25 protein-coding genes and 2 pseudogenes are annotated in these 23,715 nt (G+C 71.0%); 14 read left to right on the top strand and 13 right to left on the bottom strand.

Features of this window, described 5'->3' with window-relative positions; genetic code table 11:
- Positions 1–59 precede the first annotated feature (59 nt).
- Positions 60–1,598: an MDR family MFS transporter gene (locus tag OHA21_RS18245; protein ID WP_328478455.1), complete on the bottom strand. Its 1,539-nt coding sequence runs from the start codon at positions 1,596–1,598 to the stop codon at positions 60–62.
- A gap of 295 nt (positions 1,599–1,893) precedes the next feature.
- On the opposite strand from OHA21_RS18245, the gene OHA21_RS18240 reads away from it, so the two are divergent.
- From OHA21_RS18240 to OHA21_RS18230, 3 genes are all read left to right on the top strand, one after another.
- Positions 1,894–4,908 carry a LuxR C-terminal-related transcriptional regulator gene (locus OHA21_RS18240; RefSeq protein WP_328475252.1) on the top strand — a complete coding sequence of 1,005 codons (3,015 nt, stop codon included), beginning with the start codon at positions 1,894–1,896 and terminating at the stop codon, positions 4,906–4,908.
- Positions 4,909–4,997: 89 nt separating this feature from the next.
- A complete protein-coding gene (locus OHA21_RS18235; protein ID WP_328475251.1) occupies positions 4,998–5,819 on the top strand; it encodes a class I SAM-dependent methyltransferase in 822 nt (273 codons plus the stop codon).
- Between the two features lie 27 nt (positions 5,820–5,846).
- Positions 5,847–6,101, top strand: coding sequence for a hypothetical protein (locus tag OHA21_RS18230; protein WP_328475250.1), 255 nt, complete (start codon positions 5,847–5,849; stop codon positions 6,099–6,101).
- 424 nt (positions 6,102–6,525) lie between these two features.
- Here OHA21_RS18230 and OHA21_RS18225 read toward each other — a convergent pair whose 3' ends face one another.
- The 4 genes from OHA21_RS18225 to OHA21_RS18210 all read right to left on the bottom strand — a co-directional run bounded on the left by OHA21_RS18225 (position 6,526) and on the right by OHA21_RS18210 (position 9,924).
- Positions 6,526–6,924, bottom strand: a complete 399-nt coding sequence (locus OHA21_RS18225; protein ID WP_328475249.1) for a VOC family protein — start codon at positions 6,922–6,924, stop codon at positions 6,526–6,528.
- 457 nt (positions 6,925–7,381) lie between these two features.
- A complete protein-coding gene (locus OHA21_RS18220; protein ID WP_328475248.1) occupies positions 7,382–8,167 on the bottom strand; it encodes an LLM class flavin-dependent oxidoreductase in 786 nt (261 codons plus the stop codon).
- A gap of 104 nt (positions 8,168–8,271) precedes the next feature.
- A complete protein-coding gene (locus OHA21_RS18215; RefSeq protein ID WP_328475247.1) occupies positions 8,272–8,967 on the bottom strand; it encodes a hypothetical protein in 696 nt (231 codons plus the stop codon).
- Between the two features lie 243 nt (positions 8,968–9,210).
- A complete protein-coding gene (locus OHA21_RS18210; RefSeq protein WP_328475246.1) occupies positions 9,211–9,924 on the bottom strand; it encodes a carbonic anhydrase in 714 nt (237 codons plus the stop codon).
- A gap of 6 nt (positions 9,925–9,930) precedes the next feature.
- Between OHA21_RS18210 and OHA21_RS18205 the strand changes: the two genes are divergently transcribed.
- Positions 9,931–10,524, top strand: coding sequence for a hypothetical protein (locus OHA21_RS18205; protein ID WP_328475245.1), 594 nt, complete (start codon positions 9,931–9,933; stop codon positions 10,522–10,524).
- Here the strand turns inward: OHA21_RS18205 and OHA21_RS18200 are convergent.
- On the bottom strand, positions 10,513–11,403 hold the full coding sequence (locus OHA21_RS18200) for an alpha/beta fold hydrolase (RefSeq protein ID WP_328475244.1): 891 nt from the start codon (positions 11,401–11,403) through the stop codon (positions 10,513–10,515). The genes OHA21_RS18205 and OHA21_RS18200 overlap by 12 nt on opposite strands.
- 79 nt (positions 11,404–11,482) lie before the next feature.
- Here OHA21_RS18200 and OHA21_RS18195 point away from each other — a divergent pair, with 79 nt between their 5' ends.
- Complete coding sequence (locus OHA21_RS18195; RefSeq protein WP_328475243.1) at positions 11,483–12,142, top strand: TetR/AcrR family transcriptional regulator; 660 nt, start codon at positions 11,483–11,485, stop codon at positions 12,140–12,142.
- Between the two features lies 1 nt (position 12,143).
- On the opposite strand, the gene OHA21_RS18190 is transcribed toward OHA21_RS18195, so the two are convergent.
- Complete coding sequence (locus OHA21_RS18190; protein ID WP_328475242.1) at positions 12,144–12,833, bottom strand: SGNH/GDSL hydrolase family protein; 690 nt, start codon at positions 12,831–12,833, stop codon at positions 12,144–12,146.
- Complete coding sequence (locus tag OHA21_RS18185; RefSeq protein ID WP_328475241.1) at positions 12,830–13,564, bottom strand: class I SAM-dependent methyltransferase; 735 nt, start codon at positions 13,562–13,564, stop codon at positions 12,830–12,832. Before OHA21_RS18185 ends, OHA21_RS18190 begins: the two co-directional genes overlap by 4 nt.
- A gap of 83 nt (positions 13,565–13,647) precedes the next feature.
- Between OHA21_RS18185 and OHA21_RS18180 the strand changes: the two genes are divergently transcribed.
- The gene (locus OHA21_RS18180; protein WP_328478453.1) at positions 13,648–14,220 is read left to right on the top strand and encodes a TetR/AcrR family transcriptional regulator; all 573 of its coding nucleotides are present in this window, start codon (positions 13,648–13,650) and stop codon (positions 14,218–14,220) included.
- Positions 14,221–14,223: 3 nt separating this feature from the next.
- On the opposite strand, the gene OHA21_RS18175 is transcribed toward OHA21_RS18180, so the two are convergent.
- Positions 14,224–15,114 carry a sigma-70 family RNA polymerase sigma factor gene (locus OHA21_RS18175; protein ID WP_328475240.1) on the bottom strand — a complete coding sequence of 297 codons (891 nt, stop codon included), beginning with the start codon at positions 15,112–15,114 and terminating at the stop codon, positions 14,224–14,226.
- Between the two features lie 125 nt (positions 15,115–15,239).
- On the opposite strand from OHA21_RS18175, the gene OHA21_RS18170 reads away from it, so the two are divergent.
- The 5 genes from OHA21_RS18170 to OHA21_RS18150 all read left to right on the top strand — a co-directional run bounded on the left by OHA21_RS18170 (position 15,240) and on the right by OHA21_RS18150 (position 19,775).
- Entirely contained in the window at positions 15,240–16,391 is a 1,152-nt protein-coding gene (locus tag OHA21_RS18170) for a serine hydrolase domain-containing protein (protein ID WP_328475239.1), read from the top strand.
- Entirely contained in the window at positions 16,388–17,815 is a 1,428-nt protein-coding gene (locus OHA21_RS18165) for an MFS transporter (protein WP_328475238.1), read from the top strand. The genes OHA21_RS18170 and OHA21_RS18165 overlap by 4 nt, the downstream gene beginning before the upstream one ends.
- A 32-nt stretch (positions 17,816–17,847) precedes the next feature.
- Positions 17,848–18,330, top strand: coding sequence for a carboxymuconolactone decarboxylase family protein (locus tag OHA21_RS18160; RefSeq protein WP_328475237.1), 483 nt, complete (start codon positions 17,848–17,850; stop codon positions 18,328–18,330).
- 84 nt (positions 18,331–18,414) lie between these two features.
- Positions 18,415–19,236, top strand: a complete 822-nt coding sequence (locus OHA21_RS18155) for an SDR family oxidoreductase (RefSeq protein WP_328475236.1) — start codon at positions 18,415–18,417, stop codon at positions 19,234–19,236.
- A 47-nt stretch (positions 19,237–19,283) separates the two neighbouring features.
- Positions 19,284–19,775 (top strand): hypothetical protein, encoded by a 492-nt coding sequence (locus OHA21_RS18150; RefSeq protein WP_328475235.1) that lies wholly within the window; start codon positions 19,284–19,286, stop codon positions 19,773–19,775.
- 141 nt (positions 19,776–19,916) lie between these two features.
- On the opposite strand, the gene OHA21_RS18145 is transcribed toward OHA21_RS18150, so the two are convergent.
- The 3 genes from OHA21_RS18145 to OHA21_RS18135 form a co-directional block, all read right to left on the bottom strand.
- Positions 19,917–20,684: an SAM-dependent methyltransferase gene (locus OHA21_RS18145; protein ID WP_328475234.1), complete on the bottom strand. Its 768-nt coding sequence runs from the start codon at positions 20,682–20,684 to the stop codon at positions 19,917–19,919.
- 39 nt (positions 20,685–20,723) lie between these two features.
- Positions 20,724–21,266 (bottom strand): TrmH family RNA methyltransferase, encoded by a 543-nt coding sequence (locus OHA21_RS18140; RefSeq protein WP_328475233.1) that lies wholly within the window; start codon positions 21,264–21,266, stop codon positions 20,724–20,726.
- 85 nt (positions 21,267–21,351) lie between these two features.
- Complete coding sequence (locus OHA21_RS18135; RefSeq protein WP_328475232.1) at positions 21,352–21,681, bottom strand: MarR family winged helix-turn-helix transcriptional regulator; 330 nt, start codon at positions 21,679–21,681, stop codon at positions 21,352–21,354.
- Between the two features lie 2 nt (positions 21,682–21,683).
- Here OHA21_RS18135 and OHA21_RS52765 point away from each other — a divergent pair.
- Together OHA21_RS52765 and OHA21_RS52760 are read left to right on the top strand one after the other, a co-directional pair.
- Positions 21,684–21,839, top strand: a pseudogene (locus OHA21_RS52765) (SDR family NAD(P)-dependent oxidoreductase); the annotation flags it as partial.
- 35 nt (positions 21,840–21,874) lie between these two features.
- A pseudogene (locus OHA21_RS52760) lies at positions 21,875–22,189 on the top strand (SDR family oxidoreductase); the annotation flags it as partial.
- Here the strand turns inward: OHA21_RS52760 and OHA21_RS18125 are convergent.
- Positions 22,176–22,907 carry a 2-phosphosulfolactate phosphatase gene (locus OHA21_RS18125; RefSeq protein WP_328475230.1) on the bottom strand — a complete coding sequence of 244 codons (732 nt, stop codon included), beginning with the start codon at positions 22,905–22,907 and terminating at the stop codon, positions 22,176–22,178. The pseudogene OHA21_RS52760 and the gene OHA21_RS18125 overlap by 14 nt on opposite strands.
- Here OHA21_RS18125 and OHA21_RS18120 point away from each other — a divergent pair.
- Positions 22,906–23,682: an aminoglycoside phosphotransferase family protein gene (locus tag OHA21_RS18120; RefSeq protein ID WP_328475229.1), complete on the top strand. Its 777-nt coding sequence runs from the start codon at positions 22,906–22,908 to the stop codon at positions 23,680–23,682. The two genes, OHA21_RS18125 and OHA21_RS18120, sit on opposite strands and share 2 nt — an antisense overlap.
- Positions 23,683–23,715: the final 33 nt, after the last annotated feature.

Below are 23,715 nucleotides of genomic sequence, written 5' to 3'. Positions count from 1 at the left end.
ATCGACTGTGGCCGATGCCACGGTAGGCCCGCACGTTTCCTCGGGTCAACGCCCTGAGCTCAGAAAGTTGAGGCGTTTAAGTTAGGGTCTTTTCCGGTGGTGCTCTCGCGGGCGCGCCGCTCGTCGCCGGTGAGGGTGGACAGCGGCTTCTCCCGGATGAACAGCACCGCGAGGACGGCGAGGAACGCGATCGGCGCAGCCACCAGGAACAGATCCGCGGTGGCGACACCGTAGATCTCCTGGACCACCGCCAGGACCTCCGGCGGCAGCGTGCTCAGGTCCGGCACCTTGCCGCCGCCGGCCGCGGCCGCGCCGAACCGGTCGGCGGACAGCGAGGTGACCCGCTCGGCGAGCACCGCTCCCAGGGCGCTCACCCCGATCGCGCCGCCCATGCTGCGGAAGAAGGTGAGGGTGGAGGTGGCGGCGCCCAGATCGGCGGCGGGCACGTCGTTCTGCGCGGCGAGGATCAGGTTCTGCATCAGCATGCCGACACCGGCGCCGAGTAACGCCATGCAGGCGGCCAGCCGCAGCATGCCGGTGTCCGCGTCGATGGTGCTGAGCAGCAGCATGCTGCCGGTCATCACGATCGAACCCACCACCAGGTACGCCTTCCAGCGCCCGAACCTGGTGATCAGCTGCCCGCTGACGGTCGAGGAGACCAGCACCCCGAAGACCATCGGCAGACTCATCAGCCCGGCGACCGTCGGGGACTTGCCCAGCGAGATCTGGAAGTACTGGGACAGGAACACGGTGCCGCCGAACATCGCCACCCCGACCAGCGTGCTCGCCACCACGGCCAGGGTGAGCGTGCGGTTGCGGAAGATCCGCAGCGGCACGATCGGGTCCGCCGCCCGCGACTCGATCCACACCGCGACGGCGAGCAGCAGCACGCCGCCGCAGACGAACACGGCGCTCTGCCAGGACGCCCACGCGAACTGGTGACCGGCCAGGCTGGACCAGACGAGCAGAGTGCAGACCCCGGCCATGATCAACAGGGCGCCGAGCCAGTCGATGGTCACCTCGCGGCGAACCACCGGCAGGTGCAACGTCCTCTGCAGCAGGGCGATGGCGGTCAGGGTGAACGGCACCCCGATCAGGAAGCACCAGCGCCAGCCCAGCCAGGAGGTGTCGACGAGCACACCCCCGATCAGCGGCCCCGCGATGGTGGCGACCCCGAAGACCGCGCCGAACAGACCGGAGTAGCGGCCCAGTTCGCGCGGCGGGATCATCGCGGCCATGACGATCATGGCGAGGGCGCCCATGCCGCCGGCGCCGATGCCCTGAACGATGCGGCTGGCGAGCAGCACACCGACGTCCGGGGCCAGCCCGGCGATCAGCGAGCCCGTGCCGAACAGACCCAGGGCGAGTTGGATCAGCAGCTTCTTGTGGTAGAGATCGGCCAGTTTGCCCCACAGCGGGACGGTCGCGGTCATCGCCAGTAACTCGGTGGTGATGACCCAGGTGTAGACCGACTGGGAACCGCCCAGGTCGGCGATGATGCGCGGCAGCGCGTTGGACACGATCGTCGATGCCAGGATGGTGACGAAGACGCCGAGCATCAGGCCCGACAGTGCTTGAATCACCTCGGCATGCGACATCCGGGTCGTGTTCTCGGGCGCGGTTGATCGGGAGTGGATAGTCACTACTCTCCTCCGAGAGGCCATGAGCGGAATCGTGTTCTCGGCCTCGGCCAGCGATTTTGCGCCTCCACCGGGGTCTTGCCGCAAGCCCCGGGGTGCGATATACGTTAGAAAGGGAAAGGAGCCGGCAGCTCTTTTCCCTTTGTCATTTACCGGTCATGAGCCCCTTTGTCATTTACCGGTCATGAGCCGTCGATCGCCGCCGGGCTGTTGGGTACGTTGGGTACTCGGGCGCCAGACCGGGACGGGCGGGATGCGGCAGATCCCCTTTGTGGCGGACGGGCTGCTGCGGGGGACCACGACATCCGGGGCGGCCGGCCCGGCCGTGGGCTCGCCGGCCTGGTTCACCTGGCTGGCCGGCGACGCCGCCCGGTCGTTCTCGTTCCGCTCATCCGCCGGGGCGTACACCGCACGCAAAGAGCGCCGGCAGCGCGGCAGCGCCTACTGGGTCGCCTACCGGACGGTCGCCGGGCGCCAGCACAAGGTCTACCTGGGCAAGACGGAGGAGCTCACGCCCGAGTGCCTGGCCGAGGCGGCCGCGACGCTTGCCGTACGCATCACGCGATCTTCTCCCGGCAGCGTGCTGCTGCTGTCCACCAAGCTGTTCGTGCCGCGGCCCCGCCGCGATCTGGTGCCCCGGCCCCGGCTGATCGGTCACCTCAATGAAGGCCTCGACGCGGCTCGATGCTCGCTGCTGTCGGCCCCGGCCGGCACCGGCAAGACCAGCCTGCTGGCCGCCTGGCTCGCCCAGCTGGACCGTCCGGTCGCCTGGCTCACCCTCGACGACCGCGACCAGACGGCCGACCAGGTGCTGCGCTATCTCGTTGCGGCCTGCCAGACGATCGCGCCCGGCTGTGGGCGGCGAGCGTTGGCCCGGCTCGAAGCCCCACGGACACCGCCGGCTGACGTCCTGGTCGGCGAGTTGGTCAACGACCTGGCCGCACTGCCCGCTCCCAGCGTCCTCGTGCTCGACGACTACCACGTGGTGCGCGACCCGGCCGTGCACGAAGCGGTCGTGTTCCTGCTCGAACACCTGCCGCCGGCGCTGTATCTGGTGATCGCCACCCGCGAGGACCCGCCGCTGCCCCTGCCGCGCCTGCGCGCCCGCCGTCAGCTGGTCGAGGTGCGAGCGGCCGATCTGGGCTTCAGCGTCGAGGAGGCGACCGAGTTCCTGGACGCGGGCATCGGGTTGCGGCTGCCCGAGGCGCAGGTGGCGGTGCTGGTCGAGCGTACCGAGGGTTGGGCCGCCGGGTTGCAGCTGGCCGGGCTCGCCCTGCGGGACCGGCCCGACCCGGCGGCGTTCGTGGCCGCCTTCACCGGCGGGCACCGGCTGGTGGCCGACTACCTGCTCGCCGAGGTGCTGGAATGTCAGCCGCCGTCGACCCGGCGCTTTCTGCTGGCCACCAGCGTGCTCGACCGGATGTGCGCCCCGCTGTGCGACACCCTGCTGGCCGCCGACACCGGGGACAGCCAGAAGGTGTTGGAAGAGCTGGAGCGGGCCAATCTGTTCCTGGTCCCGCTGGACGACGAGCGGGTGTGGTACCGCTACCACCATCTGTTCGCCGACGCGCTGCGGACCCGCCTGGCCCGGGAGGCCGGCCCGGAAGCGGCGGCCGGCCTCCACCGGCGGGTCAGCGTCTGGTTCGGCCGGGAAGGGCTGCTGCCGGAAGCGATCGGTCATGCGCTGGCCGGCGGTGCCACGGAGGATGCGGCGACCTGGATCGAGGCGCTGACGCCCCGGCTGTTCGCGACCATGAGCATCCACCGGACGCTTGCCGACTGGCTGGCGGCGCTACCGGAGCCCGTGGTGCGCGGTCGCCCGCTGCTCTGCCTGGCGCAGGCCTGGCTCCGGCTTCACCGGGTCGAACTGGAGTCGGCGGCCGTGTGGGTCGAGGCGGCGGCACTCGCGCTTCCGGCGGCTCCTGACGCGGGCGGCGCGGTCGCTGCCACGCGTGCGTACCTGGCCACTGTCGTGCCGGATACGGCGCCTGATCAGGCCGTGGCTTGGGCGGACGAGGCGCTCGCCGGCCTTGCGCCGGACGACGTGGCCTTCCGCGGCATCGCCGGGATCAGCCTGGGGCAGGCCGCGCTCGCCCTGGGCCGGCTCGACCGTGCCGAACGGGCCTTCGCGGAGGTCGCCGCGGCGGACCGGGCGGCCGGCCTGGTGCAGGGCAGCTTGACGGCCTCCACCCAGCAGGCCAACGTCCAGCGGCTGCGCGGCGCGCGGCGGCAGGCGCTGAGCACCGGGCTGGCGGCCCTGACCTGGGCCAGCGAGCACGTCGTGCCCGCGATTGTGGGCCGGTTACGGACGGTGCTGGCTGATCTCTTGATCGACGAGAACGACCTGACGGCGGCGTGGCCGTTGGCGAACGACGGGCTGACCGCGCTGAGCGAGTTCGGGAACGCGCCGCCGCTGATGCTTCTCGGCAGCATTCCGCTGCTACGGCTGCACCTGGTCCGGGGCGACGTGGCCGCGGCGGAAGCCATGCTGGCCGAGCTGCGGCCGCTGCTGCAGGATGTGCCGTACGCGATGGTGGCGCAGCTGCTGGCGGCGGCAGAAGCGCGGGTGCGCCTGGCCCGCGGTGACGCAGCCGAAGCCGTTGCCTGGGCCGCTGCCGCGGCGTGGACCGCTCCGCTGGAACCGGCGACGCTGGCAGACCTGCTCCGGTTCGGTGCCTCCGCCGTCGAGGCCGCGGCTGTCATCCCGGCCCGGGTCCTGGTCGTTCAGGGCCGGGCCACCGGCGACGGCGCTCTGCTGCAGCAGGCACGACGGCACCTCGAGGTCGCCGGGCAACTGGCCGACGAGCGAGGGCTGGGCTGGCTGCAGCTGCGGGTGTCCATCCTCCAGTCGCTGCTCACCGACGCCCGGGGCGACCGTCAGATGGCGCTCGAATCGCTCGCGGCGGCGGTCGCCCGGGCCGAGTCCGAGCATGTCATCCGGCCCTTCCTCGACGAAGGCGAACCCATGGTCGCGCTCCTCGCAGCCCTGCGCGCTGGCGGCAGCATGTCGCCGGCCTTCCTCGGAACCCTGCTCGGCGGCGGTTCACCCGGTCCGCGCGGCACCGGGCTCGCCGAGCCGTTGACCGAGCGGGAGCTGGACGTGCTGCGGCTGCTCGTGGCAGGACACTCCAATGCCGACATGGCCGCGGAGCTGTTCGTGGAACAGAGCACGGTCAAGACCCACCTGATCCACCTGTATCGCAAGCTCGGCGTCCGCAGCCGCACCCAGGCGGCGGCCCGCGCCCGCTCCCTCCGGTTGCTGGACTGAGGTTTCCACCCCGGGCTCCACATTCCGGTGGACGCCCTGCACGACTCGCGCGGCCAGGCTGATGAGCAGCGATCGAGAGGAGTTGAACCATGACCACCACCCTGCCGGCCTTCACGCCGCTCGAGGACAGCCTGTGGCTGACCCTGTGCGGCCGGGCTCTCGACAACCGCTCGCCGCGCCCCGTCCTCGGCGACGCCACGTCCGACCAGATCGTGCGTACCCTCGACTACGACTACAAGAAGCTCAACATCGACACCAACTTCCGGCTCAGCGTCGCCCTGCGGGCCAAGAAGCTGGACCGGGTGGTCGCCGACTTCCTGGTACGCCACCCGGACGCGGTGGTGCTCGACCTCGGCGTCGGGCTCGACACGCGACACGCACGGCTGACCGTGCCGGCGACGGCCGACTGGTACGACGTCGACTTCCCCGCAGTCGTCGCCGTCCGGGAACGCTTGATCCCGGCGCAGCCGAACCGTCACGTGATCAGCGCGGACGTGCGTGACCCGGGCTGGCTGGACGCCGTACCCACCGGCCGGCCGGCCGTGATCGTGGCCGACGGCCTGATGGGCTTCCTCAGCGAGGACGAGATGGTGTCGCTGTGGAACCGGCTCATCAGCCGTTTCCCCAGCGGCGAGTTCGTCTTCAACGCCTACACCCGGTTCGCCGTCTGGGTGGCCCGGCACGCGCGCGGCACGAAGTCGGTCGCCGAGCTGATGAGATTTCCCGGCATGGACGACCCCCGGGTGCCGGAAGGCTGGAACCCCAAGCTGCGTCTGGTCCGGGAGATCGTACTCAGCAAGGAACCTGAGGTCGCCGAGTTTCCGGCGGGCTGGCGCCTGTTCCAGCGGATCATCTCGCACAGCACCACGCTGTCCCGGATGGCGAGCTTTGTTCTGCACTACCGGTTCTGAAGAACCTTCCCGGCCGGCGGCCACGCCATGACAGCGCCGACTCAACCGCCTGCGCGGTACCGCATCCGCATCCGCGGCCACGTCGACCCGGTTTGGTCGACGTGGTTCGACCGCCTCACCGTCACCCCAGCCGAGGACGGCACCAGCGAACTGACCGGACCCTTGGCTGATCAGGCAGCGCTCTTCGGGCTGCTGGCCCGCCTGCGTGATCTGGGCGCGACCCTCCTGCTGGTTGAACAGCTGACCGCGGAACCGCGGCATCCAGAGGGCCGGGATGATTGAGGTGTGGATGAGTTCCGTCGGCACCGGGCATGGTGTCCGCTAGGTCAGCCGGCCGGCCGCCGCCGGCTCGACCTGGCCACCGACCATGGCGCCTTCCCCGTCTGGGAATGGGTGCGCCTGCCCGGCCGCCCCGGTAGGCCCGCGAGACAGGCGCATGCCAGCGTCGGGCCTCGCTGTCTCGGGCTGTCCGTGGAGCTTGCCACCGCTTTGCAGGCCTGGGCCGACTGGCACGACCAGCAACCTCCCGCCGATGACGACGATCGGCGACGATGGAGGCAGTCCGGCGCACGGCTGGCCGACCGATTGGCTGACGAGACTGGGGCTGCAGTCGTGTATCACCACGCCTGGGCGACCGATTGCCCGCACGGCACAGCGGCAGCGTCACACGAATGACTACGGCGGTGAGTGGTGCGAAGGCGTACCTTTATGCGTCCGGCTGTGGTGCCAACGTGCGGAGCACACAGAATTCGTTGCCCTCGGGGTCCGCGAGAACGACCCAGCTCACGTCGCCCTGGCCGACGTCGACGCGGCGGGCGCCGAGTGCGATCAGCCGTTCCACCTCGTCGTCCCGGCTGACGTCGATCGGGCTCACGTCGAGGTGCAGCCGATTCTTGACGATCTTGTCTTCCGGCACCTTGGCGAAGATCATGGTCGGCGGTTGGGGCGCCGCTCGTACCGCCTCGGCCGTCGGCTCCCAAGCGGCGATCTCGACCAGATCGGGTCGTTCGTCGATGATCCGGTAGCCCAGCACGGCGGACCAGAACTGCGCCAGCCCGCGCGGATCGTGGCAGTCGATGGACAACTCGGTGAACCTGCTCGCCATTCTCGCTCCTTCGCCAACCGTCACTGGTCCATCGCCAAAGTACGGCCGAGGATCTTGCGATCTCTCGTAGGGTGCCAGCCGTGTCTGTTCCGGATCTCGTTGTCCAGTTGCGCGCCAGGATTGGGCACGCTCCGCTTGCCTTGGCCGGTGTGATCGCCGTGGTGCTGGATGAGCGGCAACGAGTGCTGTTGGTGCGCCGGTCGGGCACCGGGGACTTGGGTATTGACGACGGGGTGCCTGGAGCCGGGCGAGCAGCCGGCTGCCGGCGGTGACGCCCGCGTCAACGACGATGAGTCGGTGGAGGTGGGTCGGTTCGATCCGACCGCGGTGCCACCGTTACCGTCGCATCAGGCCCGCTGTCTCTCGCTCGCGTTGTCCGACCACCTCAGGCCGTGGATCGCTGGGCTCTCGAACGCCTCCGCGGACGAGAGCCAGCGTCTTCAGCACCAGCAGCCGGTCAGGCCCGGGGGCCGCGGCGGACCAGCCTCTGGAGCGCCTCGATCCAGTCGCCGTCGGGGCTGATGCCCTCGACGAGCCAGGTCGCGCCGGCGGCGGCGTACTCGTCGGCGGGGATGCCGTCGCCGTGCAAAGCGACCACGTCCCACGCCGGGGGCCGCTCGACAGCGCTGAGGTAGTCGGCGAGCTTGTCGGGCGTCAGCGTCTCGGTGCCGGAGAGAGGAACGAAACCGTCCCAGCGGGCGGCGCGTTGCAGTGGGCGACGGTGCGGGCTCTCGCCGGCGACCCAGATCGGTGGACGCGGCTGCTGAACCGGGCGCGGAAACATCTCGGTGTGCACCGTGAAGTGTTTGCCGTCGTGGTCGACCCGGCCGCGCAGGAGGCCGTCGAGAACGGTCAAGCCCTCATCGAGTACGGCCGCGCGGTGGCGTGCGTCCCCCGGCTCGCCGAACGCTTCGAACTCGGCGTCCGCCGGCGCGCCGAGTCCCACGCCGAGCACGGCACGACCGCCGCTGAGATGGTCCAGCGTGGTGATCTCCTTCGCCACCTTCCACGGTCGCCGCCGCACGAGCGGGGTGACCATCGTGCCCAGCAGCACGCGCTGGGTGTGGGTGGCGGCAGCACCGAGCAGCACCCACGGGTCGTGCACGTTGAGCCGTAGTTCGGGCAGCCAGGTCATGTGGTCCCAGAAGAAGACCCCGTCCCAGCCGGCCTTCTCCGCGTCGACGGCAAGTTCGATCAGCGTCGCCGGTGGCGCGAACGGGGGCAGGTTGACAGCAAATCGCATGTTCGCCGGTTTTCCTTTCGCCGGACGTGCGCCCTTTGCTCGGCGCGTCACGTGTCTGCTCGCAGCGCCGAAAATGCCCCAGTAGACCGCCGGTGTAAACGGGATTATGGCGTCGGCTCGATGCTGACCGCGCCGACCTGGGTGTGCACCTCGACGCGGTGTTTCGAGGCCGGGTCCTGGTCGACCGAGATCTGCGACCTGCCCACTTCGGTGGCGACCGTGACCGCGTACGCGACCTGCGGCGGCAGGTCCAGGCTCACGGCGCCCAGTTCGGTGCGGACCTCGAGGGCGGTGGGCGGCTCGGCGAAAACCAGCTCGGTGGCGCCGGCCTGACTGGTCACCGTCACCTCAGGGCCGGCCAGGCCGGATCCGCGCACCGCACCGGCCTCGGTGGTCACCTGCACCGCGCCGGCCAGCCCGGTCAGCGTCACCGACCCCGCCTTGGCGGTGATTTCGGTACGAGTGACGGCCGGAACCCGGATGCGGTACTTCACCTCGCATCGCACGTTGTCGTCGCCGCAGCCGGATTCGGTCAAGGTCAGGGTGGAGTTCGCGACATTGTGCGCGGTGGTCGGCCGCTGCTTGCCGTACCGGAAACTCTCGGTGACCGTGACCGGCCCATCGCCGGCTTCGACCGTGATGGCGGCGGCGCGAGCGTCGACGGCCAGGACGTCGACCTTCTGATCGATCTGATAGGACTGCTCGTCGGTGCTGGTCGCGGCGCTGTCCCCACACGCCGGCAGGGCAGCGAGCGCGATCAGCAGAACAGCAGTCCCGGCACGTACGGTGAACGCTGCCATTCCCTCACGCTGGCTGATCCGGGACCGGCAAGGCAATGCCCGCGCGCCCGGCTTCGCAAGGGCCGCCTTCTGGCGTACGGCCGACAGCCCGGCGGTCTGACCCGGCGTAACCTCTGTCGACGCTCAGGTGGACGACGGCAGCCCGACCTCCGCCTTGAACAAGTCGATCACCGCTTGCTTGTAGCTCCCGCTGATCGACCGCAGTGATTCGGCGAACGCAGCGCGTTTGGCGCTTCTCAGCTTCTACAGCATCTCGATGTGACCGCTTTCCAGCTGGTAGATCGCGCCGACGATGTCGAGTCGGCGGGCCGTCAGCGCCTCTCTGAGGTAGGCGGCCTGCCTGAGCGTCGCCACCGTTCGGCGGATGTGGCTGCGCGTGGCGTGGTCGAGGCTGTAATCCGCCGATCCGGTGGCCGGTATCGCGGGAGCGATCTGGTCGATCAGGAACTGGCGGGCGCCGGCAGGTCGGCGGCCGGTGCGGACCGCCTGGGCCGCGGCCGCAACGGCACGGCAGTCCTCGTGGCCGAGCACGACCACCAGCGGCACCGCCATGTCGGTCACCGCGAGCTCGATCGAACCCATCACGGCGCGGTCCAGGACGTGGCCGGCGGAACGGGCGACATAGATCGCGCCGGGGCCCTGCCCGAACACCGCTTCCACCGGCACCCGGGCATCCATGCAGCCGACGACGATGGCGAAGGGCTGCAGATAGAGGCCCTCGTCGGGAGCGGGTTGCGAGGTGCCTGAGGTGAATCGGTCGTTGCCCGCCCGCAGACGGGCGAGCGCCTCGACGGGGTCCGGCCGACCGAGGTGTCGCCCCAGCTGATGCGCCGGGATCGGCGCCGCTGTCGGATCGGAGAACAATCGTCCCGGTTCCACTGAAGGAGGATGACACGCCAGCCGGTGACTGGGAATCAGCCGGGACTGCGACGGCGCCGAGACGGTGAATGGCACCATGGCGCGATGCTCTGGCCGGTCCTCCTCGATTCCAGTCCCCGCGACACCGTCTGGTCGCTGGGAGAACGAGTGTCGACCCGCCTGAGGTGGCTGGACGAACCGGATCTGTCGGACGACCTGGTGCTGCACCGGACGCCTGTGCGGACCAGCGCCTTGCGCGACTGCCACGGCGAGCCCTGGGCGCAACTCGTCGAGTCCGGTGACCTGCGGGCGGTCCGAGAAGGCGATCAGTCGGCTTGCGAGATCACACTCAGCGGCTGCCTGGGTTTCGACGCGTTCCTGGGGATCATCGGCGAGTTGCCCGTCACCGTCGGTATCGTCCGGCGGGTGCGGCTCGTGCAGGACCTGCATGAACGTGGCGCCGACCAGTGGATGCGGCGCCCCGGCGGTGTGCGCCTGATCGACGTCCCGGATGCCGGCCCGCAACGTCTGATCGACGATCCGTCGTTGTTCGAGCCGATGCCCCCGGACTGGGAACCCGAACCCGGAACGGTGCAGTTCATGAGCCCTGAGCAGCACTTCCGGATGGTCCGCGACAAAGAGCAGTGGCAGGCCCGCGGCTTCCTCGTCGACCTGGAGGTCGGCGCCTCAGGCGGCTAACGCGCGGATCTCGCGGACCACGGTGGGCCAGATCTCCCGGGGCAGGTCGTGGCCGGTGCCGGGCAGTTCGACGTAGCGGGCGCCGGGCACGGACGCGGCGATGCGGCGGCCGGCGGCGGGGCGGCCCAGCGGGTCCTGCTCGCCGTGCAGCACCAGAGTCGGCACGCGCAGCTCGCGCAGGCGCGGGCCGTGCCAGGTGGCGCCGACCTGACGGGCCTGGGCACGGCCGTCGCGGACGCCGCTGGGCAGCCCGGCGTCGAGTTCGCGCTCCACCCGGAGGCGGGCGTCCTTCTCGTCGAACGGATAGCCGGGGGAGGCGACCGCCCGCAACAGGTCCAGGCCGGCCGCTACGTCGCCGTCGCGGCCGGCGGGGTGGCGCATGCGCGCCAGGCGCGCCAGGAACGGCAGGCGCACGTAGCGCAGGACGGCGGCGCCACGCACGTCGCTGGGGATCGCGGCGAACGAGGTGATGGTGTGCACCCGTTCCGGGTGGCGCAGCGCGGTGCGCTGAGCGACCAGGCCGCCCTGAGAGATGCCGAAGAGGTGGGCGCGCTGCCAGCCGAGCACGTCCAGGACGGCGACGGTGTCGTCGGCCATGTCCTCGGCGGTGTAGGCGGGCGGGCGACGGCGGAACAGCGCGGTCAGCTGGTTGCCGACCGGGACGTCGTCGAAGTGGGTGGAGCCGCCGGCGTCGCGGCCGTCGAACGAGGCGACGTGGAAGCCGGCGTCGATCAGAGCGTCGACCAGGCCGTCGGGCCAGTAGAAGCGGGAGACGCCGAGCCCCATGATCAGCAGTAGGGGGTCACCGCCGGCGCCGCCGAGGTCGTCGACGGCGAGGTGCACGTCGCCGTTGCGTGCGGTGTAGGAAGTTCGGGTCATCGCCGCCTCGCTCGTTCGGGAACATCGTTCGCGAACACCGTATCCGAGGCGTAGGGTGAGCGCAATCGAGAGGAGTGGCATGGAGACGGTGCCGGTGTGGTTGCGGGAGCGGCGTACGGGTGTGGGCCGCCCTGCTGAGCGATCCCGGGCCGAGGTGACCACTGCGGCGATCGCGCTGGCCGACCGCGAAGGGCTGGCTGCGGTGTCGATGCGCCGGGTGGCCGCGGAGTTGGGTACCGGGGCGGCTTCGCTGTATCGCTATGTCGACAGCCGGGACGACCTGCTGGATCTGATGGTCGACGAGGTGGCGGCCGGCTACGACTTGCCGGCGCCGGATGGTCCGTGGCTGGCGGGTCTGCTGGAGGTGTGCCGGCAGGGCCGCGAGTTGATGCTGCGGCACGGCTGGCTGCCGGAGTTGGTGCTGACCCGCTCGGCGCTCGGGCCGCACGGCGCCGACCTGCTGGAGCACGTCCTGGCGGTCCTCGCCGGGCATCCGGCCGACGTAGGCCGCAAGCTGGAGGCGTACGCGGTGATGAACACGCTCACGGCCGCCCTGGCGTTGAACGAGCTGAACGGCAATGCCGGCGCCCGGCAGCGGCAGGGCGCGTATCTGGCGCACGTGATCGCGGAGGGCCGGCACACCCATCTGACGGCGGCGCTGACCAGCGGTCCGCTGGTGCCCGCGCCGCGTTTCGAGGACACGGTGTCGCGGGTCCTGGTCGGCCTGCTGGGGGAGTGAATCAGGACAGCCGGGCCGCGACGTCCTCCGCCCACAGCCGGTAGCCGAGCGCGGACGGGTGGAAGCGGTCGCTGCCGAAGAACTCCGGTGGCGGCTGCCCCGCGGGTGAGCTGATGAAGGTGGTCCGGTCCGGGTTCTGTGCGCAGATGCGCTGGGAGACCTCGTCCAGGGCGCCGGCGCGTTCGCCCAGGTAGCGGGCGAGGGCGGCGGGCAGGGCCGGGAACTTGCTGAACGGCGGGATCCCGGCGACCACGACGTGGCCGGCGCGGGCGGTCAGGTCGGTGAGGATGGCGGTGAGCTCGTCGTTCCACTGGGCAGGGGTACGGCCGGCCATCACATCGTTGGCGCCGGCCAGCAGGACGATCAGGTCGAGGTCGTCGTCGAGGAGGGGAACGAGCCGGTGCCGTACGCGGCGGGCCGTGGCGCCGAACCGGCCCACCGTCTCCCAGGCGACCGGACGGCCGGTGTCGGCGGCGAGCCGCTGGGCGAGTGCGGCGGCGAAACCGTCGGTGTGGTGGGTGGCGCCGCAACCGGCGGCGGTGGAGTCGCCGACCACCGCGAGGCGCAGCGGCGTTCCGGAGCCGCCGGGTGCGGTGCCGCTGGTGGCGCCGCCGGCTTCGGGCGCGGGTTTGAGGGTGGCGCGCAGCCAGAGCCCTTGGGCGGCGACGAGCGGGAGCAGGATCGGGTTCATGCCGCCCTGCCCAGGGTGAGAGTGGTGAGCAGGTCGAGGGTGACGGTGCCGCCGAAGTCGTCGACCAACCGGCCGAGGGCGTCGAGGCCCTGACGTTGCAGCTCCGGCGGGCGGGTCAGGAACGGGCCGAACGTGCTCACCAGCGCGAGGTATTCGTCGCGGGTCAGCGGCAGGCTGCGCCGGAACCGTTGGACGCGGACGTCGGTGAATTCGCCGGCGGCCATGACGTCGTGGTACATCCAGTCGGCGGGGCGTTCCTTCGCGGTGGAGTCGAGGTTGTCGAGCGTGGCGCGGATCGCGGCGGCCTGGGCCGGGTCGGCGTACCCATAACGGTGTCCGAACAATGCCAGGGTGCCGCCGGCGGTGAGTGCGGCGCGGGCCCTGGTGTTGCGGGTGGCCGGATCCAGCCAATGCCAGGCCATCGCGCAGGCCAGCAGGGCGACGCCGCCCGGCGGCGGCCGCCACTGCTCGAAGGTGCCGATCAGCACGTGGGCCTGGGGGAACTTGCGGGTGAGCCGGGTGGCCATTCGAGGGTCGGGCTCGATGCAGGTGAGCGGGGCGGCCAGCGCGGCGAGGATTTCGGTGCCCTTGCCCTTGCCGGTGCCGGCGCCGATCTCCACCACGCTGGTCGGAGCGCTGCCGTGGTAGCCGGCGATGGCGTCGGTGAGCTCGGGTGGATAGCCGGGGCGTGCGGTGTCGTAGCGCTCGGCGACTGATCCGAAGACATCCATGACGACTCCCTCGTATACGCTGCCGTATAAGAGCGACGGTAGTGCTCCATATACGCTGGCGTATACGGTGAGGTGAGTCACACATCAAATTCGAGACACGTACGCCGCGGGAACGCTGGATCGCAGCCGGGCTGGACGCCCTGGCGGCCGGTGGGCCGGACGCTGTCCGGGTGGAGGCGCTGGCGAAGAGCCTCGGGGTGACCAAAGGCGGGTTCTACGGCTTCTTCGCCGACCGGGAGGCCCTGCTGACCGCGATGCTGGACAGCTGGGAGCAGCAGAGTACGGACGCCGCGCTCGAACGCGTCGAACGCGAGGGCGGCGACGCGAAAAAGAAGATCACCCGGGCCGGTCTGCTGACCTTCAGCGAGCAGCTGCTGCCGATCGACCTGGCGGTGCGCGACTGGGCCCGGCGTGATGAGGCCGTCGCCGAGCGACTGCGGCGCGTCGACAACCGGCGGATGGACCTGCTGCGCCAGATGATCGGCACCTTCTGCGCCGACCCCGACGAGGTGGAGGCGCGCAGCGTGCTCGCCTTCTGCCTGCTGATCGGCGAGCACTTCCTGGCCGCCGACCACGGCGGCCGCACCCGGGCCCAGGTGCTACGCCGAGCCGGCGACCTGATCCTCGACCGCGACACCGGCACGGCGCCGCACTGAACCTCACCGCCGCTGCAGGCCGGTGAGGTCGAGTTCGGCGAGCCGGGCCGGGTCGGACAGGATGTCGATCTCGGCGATCCGGCCGGCGGCGACCGTGAAGCTCATCACCGAGATCAGCCGGCCGTCGATGGTGTTGACCAGACCGGCCAGTCCGTTGATGAGGGCCGGGCGGGTGTGCGAGGCGGTGGCCATGCGCTGGAAGGTGGCCATCTGCCCGGCCACGAGCGCGGCGCCACGCAGGATCCGCATGCCGCCGGTGAGTGCGCCGCCGTCGGCGCGGAGCACCACGTCCGGGTCGAGGATGCTCAGCAGCGCGTCGAAGTCGCCGCCGCGTGCGGCGCTCAGGAAGGCGTCCACCACGCGACGTTGACCGGTCAGGTCGGGATCAGGGCTGGGGGTTGCGCCGCGGACCCGCCGGCGTGCGCGGCTGGCGAGCTTCTTGGCTGCCGAGGGCGTGCGGTCGACGATCGGGGCGATCTGTTCGAACGGCAGGCCGAACATGTCGTGCAGCACGAACGCGAGCCGCTCGGCGGGGGTCAGCGACTCCAGCACCACCAGCAGGGCGAGCCCCACCGAGTCGGCCAGCAGCGCCTGCTGCTCCGGGTCGGCGCCGGTCTCGCGGCCGACCACGGGATCCGGCAGCCGGTCCTCCAGCGGCTCCTCCCGGCGTGCTTTGCGGGCGCGGAGCATGTCCAGGCACACGCGGCCGACCACGGTGGTCAGCCAGCCGGCGAGGTTGTCGATGTCGCCGGCGCCGGTGCGGGCCAGCCGCAGCCAGGCCTCCTGCACCGCGTCCTCGGCGTCGGTCAGCGAGCCGAGCATGCGGTAGGCGACCGCCTTGAGATGCGGGCGATGGCCCTGGAACTGCACGGCCAGGTAGTTGTCGGCGTTCACGGTGGCGGTCCCTTTCCTCGACTGCGTCGTATCGCTGACGCGGCAGCCCTCGAAAAGGTGACCGGTCACCTTCGCCGACCGGGGTTCGTCATGACGGCGATCATCCCTACGAAAGGTTGCCGATCATGAGTCATCCGGAAGTGTACGGACATGTCGCGGACGGATTCGAGCAGGTCCGTGAGGAGTACGCGGCGGTGGTCGCCGAGCAGGACGGCCAGGTGGGGTCGCAGCTCGCCGCGTACGCGGACGGCCGCCTGGCAGTCGACCTGTGGGCCGGACCGCAGGTCAGCAATGAGACGCTGACCGGGGTCTATTCGTCCACGAAGGGCGCGGCGACGGTCGTGGTGGCGTTGCTGGCCCAGGAGGGGCTCGTCGAGATCGACGAGCCGGTGGCCCGGTACTGGCCGGAGTTCGCCGCCGCGGGCAAAGACACGATCACCGTACGCGAGGTGCTCACCCACCGTTCCGGTGTGATCGGCGTCGACGGCGGGCTGACCGCGGCGGAACTCGCCGACGACGCGACGATCGCCCGCCGGCTGGCCGGGCAGCGGCCGTACTGGAAGCCGGGTTCGGCGTACGGCTACGGCGGGTTCGTCACGTTCGCGGTGATCGCCGAGGTGGTCCGGCGGGCGACGGGACGGACACTGCAGCAGGTGTACGAGCAGCGCGTGCGTGTCCCGTACACCTTGGATCTGTATCTGGGTCTGCCGGAGGCGCTGGAGGAACGGTTCGTGCCGATCCAGTGGTGGTCGGCCACGCCGGCGCAGGAGGCGGCGTTCTGGGATAACGTGCCCGGTCCGCACAGCATCACCGGCATCGGCTACGGGCTGAACAGCACGCCGCCGCTGGACCAGGTGGCCTTCGTCAACACGCGTGCGGTGCGCGGCAACGGCCCGGCCTCCGCCGGTGGCGTGGGCAGCGCACGGGGTCTGGCGGGCCTGTACGCCGCAGCCGTCTGGGGCGGCAACGGGCTGCCTGCGCTGCTCAAGCCCGGCACGGTCGGGGAATTCGCGATGCTGCACTCCACCGGCGGCGACCTGGTTCGCGGCGAGCAGGGCAACTATGCGCTCGGGTTTCAGGCCAAGGGTTTGCGCTATCCGTTCCTCAGCGCGAACGCGTTCGGGCACGACGGCTCGGCGGGTTCCGAGTCGTTCGCGGATCCGCAGAGTGGCATCGCTTTCGGCTACACCCGGTGCCGTTTCGGGTTCGGCTGGTCCTATCCCGAACACGATCGGCTCGCCGCCGCCGTTCACCGCGCCGTCACGAGCCACCCGTGAACTCGTACCCCGAAGATCGTGAACGAAGCGGCCCGGCCCTGCTGGTGATCGCCGCCGCGCAGCTGCTGATGGTGATGGACGGCACCATCGTGACCGTCGGGCTGCCGGTGATCGGCGACGGGCTGGCGATCGCCGAGGCCGACCTGGATTGGGTGCTCACCGCGTACGCCCTGGCGTTCGGAGGCCTGCTGCTGGCCGGCGGCCGCGCCGGCGACCTTTTCGGTCGCCGCCGGATGTTCCGCATCGGCCTGCTGGTCTTCCTGGCCGCCTCACTTCTGGGTGGCCTGGCCGGCAACGGCGACGTCCTGATCGCCGCCCGGGTGCTGCAGGGCGTCGGCGCCGCGATCGTCGCCCCGGCAGCCTTGTCGCTGCTGGCCGACACGTTTCCTGCCGGGCCGCGACGCAACCGGGCGCTGGGCGTGTACGGGGCGATGGGCGGCCTCGGCTCGGTGGTCGGGCTGCTGCTGGGCGGCGCCCTCACCGAGTACCTGGGCTGGCGGTGGATCATGTTCATCAACATTCCGATCGCCCTGCTGGTTCTGGCCGGCACCGCCGCCGTGGCGCCCGGCACCCGCGAGCGCGGCGGAATCGACCTGCCTGGCGCGGCCACCGCCACCCTCGCCCTCGGATCGCTGGTCTACGCCATCAACCGCGCTGGATCCCACGGCGCCGGCGACGGGCTCACCGTGGCCTTCGCCGCGACCGCCTTCGCGCTGCTCGTCGCCTTCGTGCTGATCCAGCGCGGCGCGCGCAGCCCGATGCTGCCGCGCCGGGTCCTCGCCGACCGGGGCCGGCTCGGCGTCAACGTGGTGATGCTGCTGATGGGCGCCGGGCAGCTGGCCACCTTCTACTTCCTCACCCTGTACATGCAGACGATCAAGCAGTACTCGCCGATGATCACCGGGTTGGCGTACCTGCCGTTCGCCGTGGGCATCGGCATCGGCTCCGGCCTCATCGGCCCGAAACTGCAGGCCCGCACCAGCACCCGCAACCTGCTCGCGATCGGCATGGCGGTGGCCGCCGCGGCGATGGGCTGGTTCAGCCTGCTCACCCCGGACCAGAACGCCCTGCTCGTCCTGCTGCCCGCACAACTGCTCGGCGGCATCGGCCTGGGCATCGGTTTCGTCGCCGCCACCATCGGCGGGGTACGCGGTGTCGCACCCCAGGACTCCGGCATCGCCTCCGGACTGGTCAACACCAGCCAGCAGATCGGCGGCGCCGTCGGACTGGCCGTGCTGGCCGGCCTCGCCGTCGCCAACCAGCCGTCCGGCGTGCCCGTGCCCGAGGCACTCACCGGCGGCTACACCGCCGGCATGCTCGGCGCGGGCGCGTTCTACCTGGCCGCTGTCCTCGCCACCGTCCTGCTGCCCCAGCGCGACCCGGAAGCGGTCACCTTTGCCGCACCGGATCCGTCGAAGCGATGACACCCCAACCGGAATCCGAGAGGAACGCCACCATGCAGGAACTCCAGTCCCGTCTGCCCAACCCCATGCTCCTGGTCCCCGAGCTGGGTGAGATCGGCGGCGCGCTGTTCAAGGCCACCGGCAACGGTTCCGTTGCGCCGACCACCATCAGCATGCTCCAGCTCCGGGCCGGGCAGATCGCCGGCAACACCTACCTGACCACCCTGCACACCGGGAACCTCCGCAAGGCCGGCGAGACCGAGGAGCGCATCACCGCCGTCGCGTCCTGGCGTGACGCTGCCTGCTTCACCGACGCTGAGCGCGTCGCGCTGGCGCTGGTCGAGGCCGTCCTCACCGCCAACCCGTCAGGGGAACGCGTCAGCGATGATCTGTACGCCCGCGCGAGCACCCAATACGACGACAAGGCCCTCACCACGCTGATCATGGCCATCGGCCAGGTCTGCTTCTTCATCCCGCTGGCCGTCATCGGCAAGCCGCTGCCCGGCGTGTCGCCGGCGCAGCAGTGGAGGCAGTAGCACTCGATCGGTCTCAGGGTGAGGACACGGCAGCGTGCCTCACCCTGAGTTCCCGAGAGCCGTGCGGGCACTAGCGTGACTGGGATGGATCTTGTCGTGATCGGTGGCAGCGGGCTCCTCGGCCAGGAGACCACGAGGCAGGCGCGGCGCGCGGGCGCTCGTGTCCTGGCGACGTATCACCGCCGTGTCCCCGCCATCGCCGGCGTGCAGTGGCGGCCGCTCGACATCAGGAACCGTGACGAGGTCATGGATCTGATTCAGCAGGTCCGGCCGGCTGCGATCATCAACGCGGCGTTTCGGCAGGCTGACTGGGTGACCACCGCAGACGGCGCGATGCACGTTGCGGCGGCCGCGGCCTGCGCCGCAGCGCGCCTGGTGCACGTGTCCAGCGATGCGATCTTCTCGGGGCGGGCCAGCAGCTATGACGAGACCTGCTCGCCCGATCCCACAACGCCGTACGGCGCGGCCAAAGCCGCGGCGGAGACCGCGGTCAAGGGTCTCGCTCCCGATGCCGTCATCGCCCGCACCTCGCTGATCATTGGAGGTGGGGATTCTCAGCATGAGAGGTACGTGCATGCGCTCGCGGCGGGCACGACGAGGGGAGTTCTTTTCACCAACGATGTCCGGTGCCCCGTACACGTCACTGATCTTGCGTCTGGGCTGTTGGAGCTCGCTCGGTCCCGGTACTCGGGTATCCACCACCTCGCTGGGGCTGACGCCCTGAGCCGTCATGAACTCGGGGTGCTCATCGCTCGCCGTGACGGCCTCGACGGCGCCGAACTGCCGGGCGGTCTCCGGACGGAGGGGCCGCTGGACGTACGCCTGGACTGCGGCATGACGCAGGCCAGGCTGAAGACCAGGCTACGGGGCGCACGCGAGTTCCTCGCCACCGAGCTTGATCACTGACCAGATACTCTTCGGGGCCCACACCGACCGAGACTGTTGGAGCTCCCGTGCTTGCCCATCCTGAGGCGCCGCCCAAAGGCCGTAGCGCGGCGCTGGCAGTGGGAGTGACCGGGGTGGTGTTCACCGCGATCGCCGGCTACCTCGGGCTTCGCGGGCCGTCGCCCGGCCTCGTGGTGGCCACGCTCGGCACCGCCATCGTGCTGGCCGGCGGTGTAGCGCTCGCCGCACTGATCCGGTGGGCCACCTCCACCCCGGCGTCGCTCGGACAGTGGATCCGCCGATCCGCGGTCGGCGCCCTGCTGTTGACGCCGGCTGCGCGGCTGGCCACGCAGCCGTTCCTGGCCGAGGGCTGGTCGTTCGACACCTGCGGGACGCTGGCCGGCCGGAATCGTCCGGCCGGTTCCACCCTGGCGGAATTCCGGCTGTTGTGCGATGCGGCCGCCGGCGATCGCCTCCTGCAGACAGTGGCCCTGGCCGCCGCGGCCTGCCTCGCGATGGCGGCGTACGCGCTGTGGCTTCGTCACCGCACGCGCCTTTAGTCCCCCGGCGGTTGACGGTTTCCGGTACGGTCCGCAGGCATGGGCGCGATCCGGCCGTGGCATCTGTTCATCTGTCTCATCGTCGTGCTGGTGATCTTCGGAGTGGCGGTGGCCGTCAGCAGGGCAGGTCGGCGGAAGTAGCTAGGGTTTGCGGCCGACGGCGCCGTACTGGTCGATGTCCTGAAGATCGGTGTCCGGGTGCCACCGGGTCACCGAGACCAGCCCGGGATCGACCAGCTCGAGCCCTTCGAAGAATCGGGCCAGGCGCGCCGGGCTGCGCAGGTGGTAGGGCAGTGCGGCCGACTCGTTCCAGATGCGGGCGGCTTCGACGACCTCGGGGGTGTTGTCGGTGCTGTCGCAGATGGCCAGGTAGCTGCCGGACGGCACCGCGTCCAGCGCCGCGCGGACCAGGCCTTGCGCTTCGCCGTCGTCCTCGACGTGGCCGAGGACGCCCATGAACAGCACCGCCACCGGCTGATCGAAGTCGAGCGTGCGGGCCGCTTCGCGCAGGACGTGCGCCATGTCGTACAGGCTGCCGTCGACGTAGGCCGTGGCGCCGTCCGGGTGGCTGGTCAGCAGCGCGCGGCCCTGGGTGAGGACCAGCGGATCGTTGTCGACGTAGACGATGCGGCTGTCCGGTGCCACGGACTGGGCGACCTCGTGCGTGTTGTCGGCGGTCGGCAGCCCGGCGCCGATGTCGAGGAACTGCCGTACGCCCGCCTGGCCGGCCAGGTAGCGCACCACCCGGGTGAGGTAGGCGCGGCTGAGCCGGGCGTTCTCGGCCAGGACGGGCTGGCCGAGCAGGACCTGTTCGGCAACCGCCCGGTCCACGGCGAAGTTGTCCGTGCCGCCGAGCAGGTAGTTCCAGATCCGTGCGGTGTGCGGGACTGAGGGCTCGTCGCTGGCCACGGCCCCAGCCTAGGCCGCCAAGTCCGATGAGGACAGCCGTCACAGCAGCCCGGCGAGCTTGTAGAGCACCAGCGATCCGGCGACGGCGACGTTGAGACTCGAGCCGGTGCCGACCATGGGGATCTCCACCGCCCCGTCGAGCAGGTCGAGCGCCTCCGGCGGGATGCCGGTTGCCTCGTGCCCGAGAACCATGACCGTCCGCCGGCGGGCGGCGGACAGATCGGCGAGCCGGACGGCTTCGTCGGCGAGTTCCACGCCGAGGATGGTCGCTCCCGCCCGGCGCTCATCGGCGAGCCACCGCAGCGGACTGCCGACGCGGTGCACGCAGGCGGGCTGTCGCAGCGTGTTCCCGCGGGCGAGGGCCTCGTCCACCCAGCCGAACGGCGGCACCGCCAGGCATGCCCCGACGGCGTCGCAGGTGCGCAGCAGCGTACCGAGGTTGGCGCCGTGCATCGGCCACAGGGATGCCGCGACGAGATGCCCCCAGCAGCGGTGCCGCCGTGGGCGCCGGGCCGACCGGATCTCTCGAGGGGTCCGGACCCGGATCGCGGGCTTCACCGCGCGGGAGCGCAGACGCTCCAACTCTTGAAGATCATGTTTGACGTGCTTCGCGGCGCACGTGAGCCATCGACAGACGCGTGATTCTGATCGACAGGGTACAACGCGGTCAGCCGCAGCTGTCGGGCTCCGGGGTGGGTGCGCCGCCGCGCAGCTGCTCGAGACGGACGACGGTGACGCGCTGCAGCGCGTCGAGGAAACGTTCGGCGTCGAGGTCGGTCAGCAGTTCGGCCTCGAGCGTACGGATCTCGGTGCTGGCCGCGGTGAGTGCGGCCTGTCCGGCCGGCGTGGTCTCCACGAGCCGGGCCCGCCGGTCCTGGGGATCCGGCCGGCGGCGGACCAGTCCTGCGGATTCCAGCTCGTCCGGGATCGCGACGAGTTTCGTCTTGTCCACCGGCACGGCGCCGGCCAGCGCGAGTTGACTGCGGGGGCGCGACACCCATGGATACCGGTCTGCAGCAACGTGTCGTCCTGGTCACCGGCGGGTCCGCCGGGATCGGCGCCGCCACCGCGGTCGCCTTCGCCCGGGAGGGCGCCAAGGTGGCGATCACCTACCGCAAGGACGAGCGCAGCGCCGCGGCGGTGGTCGCCGCGATCACCGAGGCCGGGGGAGAGGGCCGGGACCCTACGGCACCGCCAAGTCCGGCCTGCACGGCCTGGCCCGCAGCCTGGCCTGGCAGGGCGGCCGCGACGGCATCCTGGTCAACGTCGTCGCACCCGGCTTCACCCTCACCGAGCGGCGCCCGGACATCCCGCAGCCGATCATCGACCGGCTCGCCGCGGGCACACCGACGCGCCGCCTGTCGACGCCGGACGACGTCGCCAAGCTGGTCGTGTTCCTCGGTTCCGGCGCCAACGGCAACCTGACCGGCGAGATCCTGCGGGACGGCTCCTCCGCGGCCCGCGCGCCCCACGCCGGTCCCGGACCCACTGTCACGCGAGCGTGAGGACGACGTGGTCGTCGCGCAGTTCGCCGACCATCGCGAAATCGGCCCGGTCGACGTCGCAGCAGAGGCGGACGTCGTCCGACAGGTCGACGCGTTCGGCCGGCGGCAGCCGTGCATAGTCGCGGGCATGCTCGGCAGCGCCGGCCATGATGCCCGCAATCAGGTCGGCGCGCCGCGGGGCGGTTCCGTCGAGCAGGCCGGTCAGATGCCGCGCGCAGGCCCGGTCCTCGGCGGTCGAGCCGGTGCAGATGATCGTGCGCGGAGTCCTACCGTCGTGGCGTTCGATCCATCGCGCGGTGGCGGTGACGTTCACCGCGGACACCGCGAGCACCGCCGCGGGATCCGGGCATCGGACGAGTCCACGCGTACCGTTCGAGGTCGCCTGGATCAGACGCCGGCCGTCGAGGCTCGCCGTCGACAGATCGAACGGCGAGTTCCCGAAATCGAAGTCGGCCGGCCTCAGCCCGCCGCTCTCGCCGACCAGAAGACGGTCCGGGTGCCGCCGCCGCAGACTGCGGGCGACCTCGAGTGACGGCGCACAGGCGATCTCTGCGGCACCACGCTCGAAGGCGACAGCGGCGGTGGTGAAGGCCCGGATCACGTCGATGACGACGACGACCCGGCCGGCCGGGACTTGCGCATCCATTCCGACGATCGACACGGCGCCCGATGTTATTCGGTCGCGATCACACCTTCCCAGGCGATAGAACGCGGGCATGGTGGAACAACAGCTACCCGGCGGGCGTACGTTCGGCGCCGTGCGCGTCGGCGACGAGGTTCGCCGCCCGCCGCAGCCGTGGACGCCGACCGTGCACGCGGTGCTGCGGCACTTGGAGGATCACGGGTTCGCCGGCGCGCCCCGAGCCCGCGGCTTCGACGATGAGGGCCGGGAGCGACTGACGTTCCTGCCGGGCCGCACCCTGGCCGAGACCAGCCCGTGGCCGCAGTGGGTGCGCTCCGACGACGCGCTGCGGCAGGTCGGTGGGTGGCTGCGGCGGCTGCACGACGCGACCACCACCTTCCGGCCGCCCGCCGACGCGGTCTGGTTCACCGGCCGGCCCTGGCAGCCGGACCTGCTGATCGGCCACCTCGACGCCGCGCCGTGGAACGTCGTGTGGGCCGACGACACCCTGGTCGGCTTCGTCGACTGGGACACCGCGAGCCCGGCGCGGCCCGAGGACGACCTGGCGTTCACCGCGCTGACCTGGGTGCCGCTGCTGACGGCGCGGATCGCCGAGCCCGCCGGGTTCCCGGATCCGGCCGACCGGTCCCGGCGCTTGCATCTGCTGCTCGACGCGTACGGCTACACCGGCGACCGGACCGCGATCCGCGAGGCGATGCTCGGCCGTGTCGAGCGCAACGTCGCGGTGATCCGGCAGCTCGCCGACGGCGGTGAGCCGACCTACCGGCGGATGCTGCCGTGGGCCGCGGACCTGGAACGTTCCGGTAGCGAGGTGGCCGCCCTGCCGGACGTGTTCTGGCAGCGGCGGTAGCTATCGTCGGTGCATGGCGGTAAGCGGCGCGCG

This window comes from Actinoplanes sp. NBC_00393 (genome assembly GCF_036053395.1).
Classification (GTDB): Bacteria; Actinomycetota; Actinomycetes; order Mycobacteriales; family Micromonosporaceae; genus Actinoplanes.
Note: the sequence above shows the minus strand (reverse complement) of the source record. Positions and strands in the feature narration are given on the sequence as shown.